Here is a 6000-nt window from a genome sequence, read left to right on the forward strand (position 1 = left end):
AAAGTTGCGATCTTGATTCCGACAAAGAATCAGTCTTTTTAATTATCCTTATCAACTTGTTGAATTTACTCCGTACTTAAAAGGAATCACTCAGATGCCGTATAAATCTTTACCCTTAGCTCAGGAAATGATTGGTGGATATGTCGCTGAATTTATTGATGCTAATGATCTTAGACTGGATGAGCATATAGAATTTGAAAGTGGAAACGGATGTACTATCCAACGCTATACATTCGGGAGAGCATCTGTTCCAAGTGCTTTAATTGATTTTATCTGTAATGGTGATGGAACAACTACTATCCATTATAAAACTGGTAAAAACCACGAACTAGGATTGATATTAGCTGAATTTGTTAAAAGTAAAATTAATCCTAACGAGTTTGAATCAATAGAAATGACACTTCAAGACTTGCGCGAAACGGATGTTGAGCCTCTGTTTGTTGCTTTGCGTGGTGATACCTACCCTGACGGGGAAAAAATGTTTAGCTGTGGCATTGAACAAGATAATGCCACACTAATCCAATTAAGAATTAGTAGCTTACGCCATAAAGACCATCTAGTTTTAAAATTTTACAGAACAACTCATAAACTGCAAATTCAGGGGAAGCCTCTTTTTACCTATAAGCGTCTTAGCTTCCATCTAATTGATATTCTTGATTTATGGGGGATAGAGAAAATATTAAACCGAAGAGATGAAACAAAGCAAGAGATGGTATCGGTTCCCGTAGCTGGGCATTTTTTGAAGGAACATTATCCCCATACGTTTCAAAAAGCGCCAGAACCTATTAAAAAACTAATGCTTAGTGGGCTATGTGTTTCTTTGGCATCTCCTAAAATGGTTGATTATTCGATGCTTTTGTATCCAGATCTGCGAGCATTGGAAGGTGCGCTACATGATTGTCTCAGCGCATTTGGACTCTATTCTTCGAATTTTACTGATGCAGGTGATTCGAGGTTAGGGGTAATGTATAAACGAAAAGCAGATCAAACGTTCTCTCTTGCAAGCCAGCATGTGGCTATAATTCAATCAAAAGAGTTGGTCGAGGCACTTGAAGAAGGTTATAATCATTACTCAGGTAAGCGCCACCCTCTGTTTCATATGAATGAACAACTCATCTTCAGCTACTGCATTTCAGATCTCGGTACTGCACTAACTTTAATCACTGATACTAAGAAATGCATTGAAAAACTCTATCAGTTTAGGCCCCATGACTCACATTGAAGTACTTAGTTATGATTTGGCAATAGTTACAGAATTGCCACATAAACCCATTACAAATCAGTTAAATAACGTGGCTGAGGAGTTGGTTCGTCTGAAATTCTCCGGTAAAGTGCTCTTTGATTTAGCAATATCAAAAGGTCTTCGGAACAGATTTTTTGAAGCTTTTTTTGATGGTCGGACACTTGTGAGAACCAGTATTCATCCTAAGGAAAATGAAGAGATTCCTTTCGATGTGATTTCCCATCAAAAGATTTTTTTTAGAAAAAACAATGGACTGCTTAAAGTGTCTGTTTTAAGCAGTCTTGAGATCCATGATTTACTTGATTATTAAATTACACACAAGCGGCGTAAAGCTACTTGTGTGTACTTTTACTTACCGATACAGAAGCTCGAGAAGATCCTTCCCAGCAGATCGTCCGACGTAAACTCCCCGGTGATCTCGCTCAGATTCTGCTGCGCCAGGCGCAGCTCTTCCGCCAGCAGCTCGCCCGCCCACGCGCCGATCAGCTGCGCTTTACCCTGAACAAGGTGGTTCGCCGCCTCTTCCAGCGCCTGCAGGTGACGACGACGCGCCAGGAAGCCGCCTTCCATGCTGGTATCAAAGCCCATGCTCTGCTTGAGATGGTTACGCAGGTCGTCAACGCCTTCACCGGTACGCGCCGACAGGCGAATCAGTGAGTGACCGTTCACATCGCTGATGCCCAGCGTTTCGCCGGTGACGTCCGCTTTGTTACGCACTACGGTGATTGGCAGTTTAGCGGGCAGGCGGGCGATAAAGTCCGGCCAGATCTCAGCCGGGTCCACGGCGTCGGTCGTGGTGCCGTCCACCATAAACAGCACGCGGTCGGCCTGCTCAATCTCCTGCCAGGCGCGTTCGATACCGATGCGTTCAACTTCGTCGCTGGCATCGCGCAGGCCCGCTGTGTCGATAATATGCAGCGGCATCCCGTCGATGTGGATATGCTCGCGCAGCACGTCGCGGGTGGTGCCGGCAATGTCGGTGACGATCGCCGCTTCACGGCCCGCCAGGGCGTTCAGCAGGCTCGATTTCCCGGCGTTAGGGCGTCCGGCAATCACCACCTTCATCCCTTCACGCAGCAGGCTGCCCTGGCGCGCTTCGGCGCGAACGGCGTCGAGATCGTTCATCACCTGGTTGAGCTGCGCTTCTATTTTACCGTCAGAGAGGAAGTCAATCTCCTCGTCCGGGAAGTCGATAGCCGCTTCCACGTAGATCCGCAGGTGAGTAAGTGCTTCCACAAGATGATTCACGCGCGCGGAGAATGCACCCTGCAGCGAGTTAAGCGCGGAGCGAGCCGCCTGTTCGGAACTGGCGTCGATCAGGTCTGCAATCGCTTCTGCCTGCGCCAGGTCGAGCTTGTCGTTGAGGAAAGCACGCTCGGAGAACTCGCCCGGCTTCGCAATGCGCAGGCCAGGCAGGGTCAGAATACGTTTTAACAGCAGGTCGAGGATAACCGGGCCGCCGTGGCCCTGCAGCTCCAGTACATCTTCGCCGGTAAAGGAGTTCGGGCCGGGGAACCACAGCGCAATGCCCTGGTCCAGCGGCGTGCCGTCGGTGTCCTTAAACGGCAGGTAATCAGCGTAGCGCGGCTTTGGCAGTTTACCCAGCACCGCTTCGGCCACCTCGCGCGCCTTCAGGCCGGAGATGCGCAGAATGCCTACACCACCGCGTCCCGGTGGGGTTGCCTGGGCGACGATAGTGTCGTTATGGCTCATGGTTGGTCTCGTTCAATACAAATAAAAAAGGCGGTCAATCGACCGCCCTTATTTTAGCGTTAACTTAACGGATCAGGACTTTTTCTTTTCGCGGCTATGCAGGCCACGTTTTTCCAGACCACGGTAAATCAGCTGCTGCTGGATGATGGTCACCAGGTTGCTGACGATATAGTACAGCACCAGACCTGACGGGAACCACAGGAAGAACACGGTGAAGATGACCGGCATAAAGGTCATGATCTTCTGCTGCATCGGGTCGGTCACGGTGGTCGGCGACATCTTCTGGATGAAGAACATCGTCACGCCCATCAGGATCGGCAGGATGTAGTACGGGTCCTGTGCGGACAGGTCATGGATCCACAGGGCGAACGGCGCGTGGCGCAGCTCAACGGAACCCATCAGCATGTAGTACAGCGCAAGGAAGATTGGCATCTGAATCAGCAGCGGGAAGCAGCCACCCAGTGGGTTTACTTTCTCTGCTTTATACAGGGCCATCATTTCCTGGCTCTGACGCTGTTTGTCATCGCCCAGACGCTCACGCATCGCCGCAATCTTCGGCTGCAGCATACGCATCTTCGCCATGGAGGTGTACTGCGCTTTAGTCAGCGGGTACATGATGCCACGAACGATGAAGGTGATAACGATGATGGAGAAGCCCCAGTTACCCAGGAAGCTGTGGATGAACTTCAGCAGCTTAAACAGCGGCTGAGAGATGAACCACAACCAACCGTAGTCGACGGTCAGATCCAGGTGCGGCGCAACAGCGGCCATTTTGTCCTGAATTTCCGGGCCGACCCACAGGGTGCTTGCCATCTTACCGGTTTGACCCGGCTGAACTAGAACCGGCTGAGATTTGTAGCCGATGGCTGCAAGACCGTTACCCAGGTTCGCGGTATAGAAGTTGTTGGTACCGTCGTTATTTGGCACCCACGCAGTAGCGAAATACTGCTGCAGCATTGCCACCCAACCGCCTTTAGCGCTGACGTTCAGGTTTTCGTTATCGGCAATGGTGTCGAATTTGTATTTCTCATACTTCGCGTCTGGCGTGGAGTACGCCGCGCCGCGGAAGGTATGCAGCGCAAAGTTGCTGCTTCCGGTGTCACGGTGAGACGGCAGATTGATGGACTGCTTCAGCTGGCCAAAGGTCGACAGTTCCAGCGGTTTCGCACTGGCGTTCTGTACGCTGTAGCCCACGTTCACCGCATATTCACCGCGTTTCAGGGTGAAGGTTTTGGTGAAGGTGTTGCCTGCGGCGTCGGTATACGTCATCGGGATTGCGAGTTCGTTCTGGCCATCAGCCAGCACAAAGGTGTCGCTCTCGACGGTATACAGTGGACGCGCACCGTTAGCCGGGTTATCCGGGCCATCACGACCGGTCAGGCCGCTCTGCGCCTGGTAGATAAACTCAGGCGTGGTTTCCAGTAACTGGAACGGTTCGTTAGACTTCAGCTCTTTCGGGTAGGTCAACAGCAGCGCCTGCTCAACATCACCACCACGGGTGTTGATTGTCAGCTCAAGCACATCGGTCTTAACCGTAATCTGTTTCCCCTGGCCACTGGCCGGTACGCCCTGGTCGGCGGCGCTACCCGCTGCGGTGGTCGTAGTCTGCGTGGTCTGCTGCTGGGGTTGAGGATTTTTATCCTGCTCCCATGCCTGCCAGATCATGAAAGACACGAACAACAAAGCGATGATAAGAAGATTGCGTTGCGAATCCATCGTTAGTGTTCTCTGGTATCAAAGGGTCCTGGGGGGACGGGGTCGTCTCCACCGGGGTGTAAAGGGTGGCATTTTAATACGCGTTTCACCGTCAACCAACTGCCTTTTATCACTCCAAACCTGCGCAATGCCTCAATTCCGTAGCTTGAGCATGTTGGTGTGAAACGGCAGTGCGGCCCGAGTAGCGGACTAATCAGGCGTTGATAGACCCGAATGAGGGCTATCAGGACCCGTGAGCCAGGCGACAGTGGCGGCGCCATAATTTTTCCAACGCTTCCGAGAGAGCACGGTTATCGAGGTCGGCAACCCCTTTCTTCGCCACCACCACGAAATCCATTGAAGGCAGTTCGTGCTGACGTAAACGGAAGCTTTCACGCGTCAGACGTTTAATCCGATTGCGTTCATGCGCACGCTTAACATTTTTCTTGGCGACTGTGAGACCGATGCGGGGATGCCCCAGCGAATTTTGGCGGCCGAGGATGGTGATTTGCGGCGTGCCAGCCCGTAGTGGCTGCTGGAAGACGAAAGTGAAATGAGCGGGAGTTAACAAACGTAACTCCCTGGGAAATGCTAGCTTAACCACGCAGGGGTTAGCTTTATTACTTGGAAACGGTCAGACGAGAGCGGCCTTTAGCACGACGACGTGCCAGAACCTGACGACCATTTTTAGTAGCCATACGAGCACGGAAGCCGTGAGAACGGTTGCGCTTCAGTACAGACGGTTGAAAAGTGCGTTTCATGGCGATTTCTACCTAAACTTGAATAAATTCACTGACTTTTGCGTATACCCGAACGAGTTTCGAACGACTAACGCCTCAGCGTGGGTGATTAAAGAGGCCGGATTGTAATAATTGTACACTCCGGAGTCAATTCTCTTTCCTTATTTCCCGCGTATTTCCGCACGTTTTCGCGTGGAAAATGAGCAACGGACGACGCAGGAAGATGAGCATCACGCGCCGGGTCGAGGATTATACGGGCTCAACGATAAAGCGCAAGGATCGTCCCGGATCTTCGTTAGATCATTTAAGCAATAAATTGTCTGTGCTCATTAATTTTTCCAATATGCGGACTAAATCGCGGGGCACTCGCGCCAGGATCGTTTACACTTACCCGGTTTCGGATCTTCCTGTGGATAAATCGGGAAGAATCTGTGAGAAACAGAAGATCTCTGGCTCAGTTTAGGCTATGATCCGCGGTCCCGATCGGGATCCAGCGATCCTGGCCGGGTACAACCGCAGATAGCGGTTCGCACATCACCCTTTTACACAGGGTCATGTCGATGTGCGCCAACAATCATGAATATTCAATAGTTTTCTTTTATTGTTCGA

General features: G+C 50.9%; 7 protein-coding genes. 2 read left to right on the top strand and 5 right to left on the bottom strand.

The features are described from left to right. The first annotated feature begins 94 nt into the window (after positions 1 to 94). A complete protein-coding gene (locus tag AC2TE5_RS22990; RefSeq protein ID WP_484612425.1) occupies positions 95 to 1222 on the top strand; it encodes a type II toxin-antitoxin system RnlA family toxin in 1128 nt (375 codons plus the stop codon). Beyond that, on the top strand, positions 1209 to 1553 hold the full coding sequence (locus tag AC2TE5_RS22995) for a type II toxin-antitoxin system RnlB family antitoxin (protein ID WP_484612426.1): 345 nt from the start codon (positions 1209 to 1211) through the stop codon (positions 1551 to 1553). Before AC2TE5_RS22990 ends, AC2TE5_RS22995 begins: the two co-directional genes overlap by 14 nt. Before the next feature lie 38 nt (positions 1554 to 1591). Here the strand turns inward: AC2TE5_RS22995 and mnmE are convergent, their stop codons facing one another. The 5 genes from mnmE to rpmH all read right to left on the bottom strand — a co-directional run bounded on the left by mnmE (position 1592) and on the right by rpmH (position 5412). Continuing rightward, positions 1592 to 2956, bottom strand: coding sequence for a tRNA uridine-5-carboxymethylaminomethyl(34) synthesis GTPase MnmE (mnmE, locus tag AC2TE5_RS23000; protein WP_023333930.1), 1365 nt, complete (start codon positions 2954 to 2956; stop codon positions 1592 to 1594). Positions 2957 to 3028: 72 nt separating this feature from the next. Further along, a complete protein-coding gene (yidC, locus tag AC2TE5_RS23005; RefSeq protein ID WP_029741445.1) occupies positions 3029 to 4672 on the bottom strand; it encodes a membrane protein insertase YidC in 1644 nt (547 codons plus the stop codon). Positions 4673 to 4674: 2 nt separating this feature from the next. Next, complete coding sequence (gene yidD / locus AC2TE5_RS23010; RefSeq protein ID WP_001307474.1) at positions 4675 to 4932, bottom strand: membrane protein insertion efficiency factor YidD; 258 nt, start codon at positions 4930 to 4932, stop codon at positions 4675 to 4677. Next, positions 4896 to 5255 carry a ribonuclease P protein component gene (rnpA, locus tag AC2TE5_RS23015; RefSeq protein ID WP_032640303.1) on the bottom strand — a complete coding sequence of 120 codons (360 nt, stop codon included), beginning with the start codon at positions 5253 to 5255 and terminating at the stop codon, positions 4896 to 4898. The genes yidD and rnpA overlap by 37 nt, the downstream gene beginning before the upstream one ends. A gap of 16 nt (positions 5256 to 5271) precedes the next feature. After that, the gene (rpmH, locus tag AC2TE5_RS23020; RefSeq protein WP_003849659.1) at positions 5272 to 5412 is read right to left on the bottom strand and encodes a 50S ribosomal protein L34; all 141 of its coding nucleotides are present in this window, start codon (positions 5410 to 5412) and stop codon (positions 5272 to 5274) included. Positions 5413 to 6000: the final 588 nt, after the last annotated feature.

This window comes from Enterobacter sp. N5-15 (assembly GCF_057221635.1).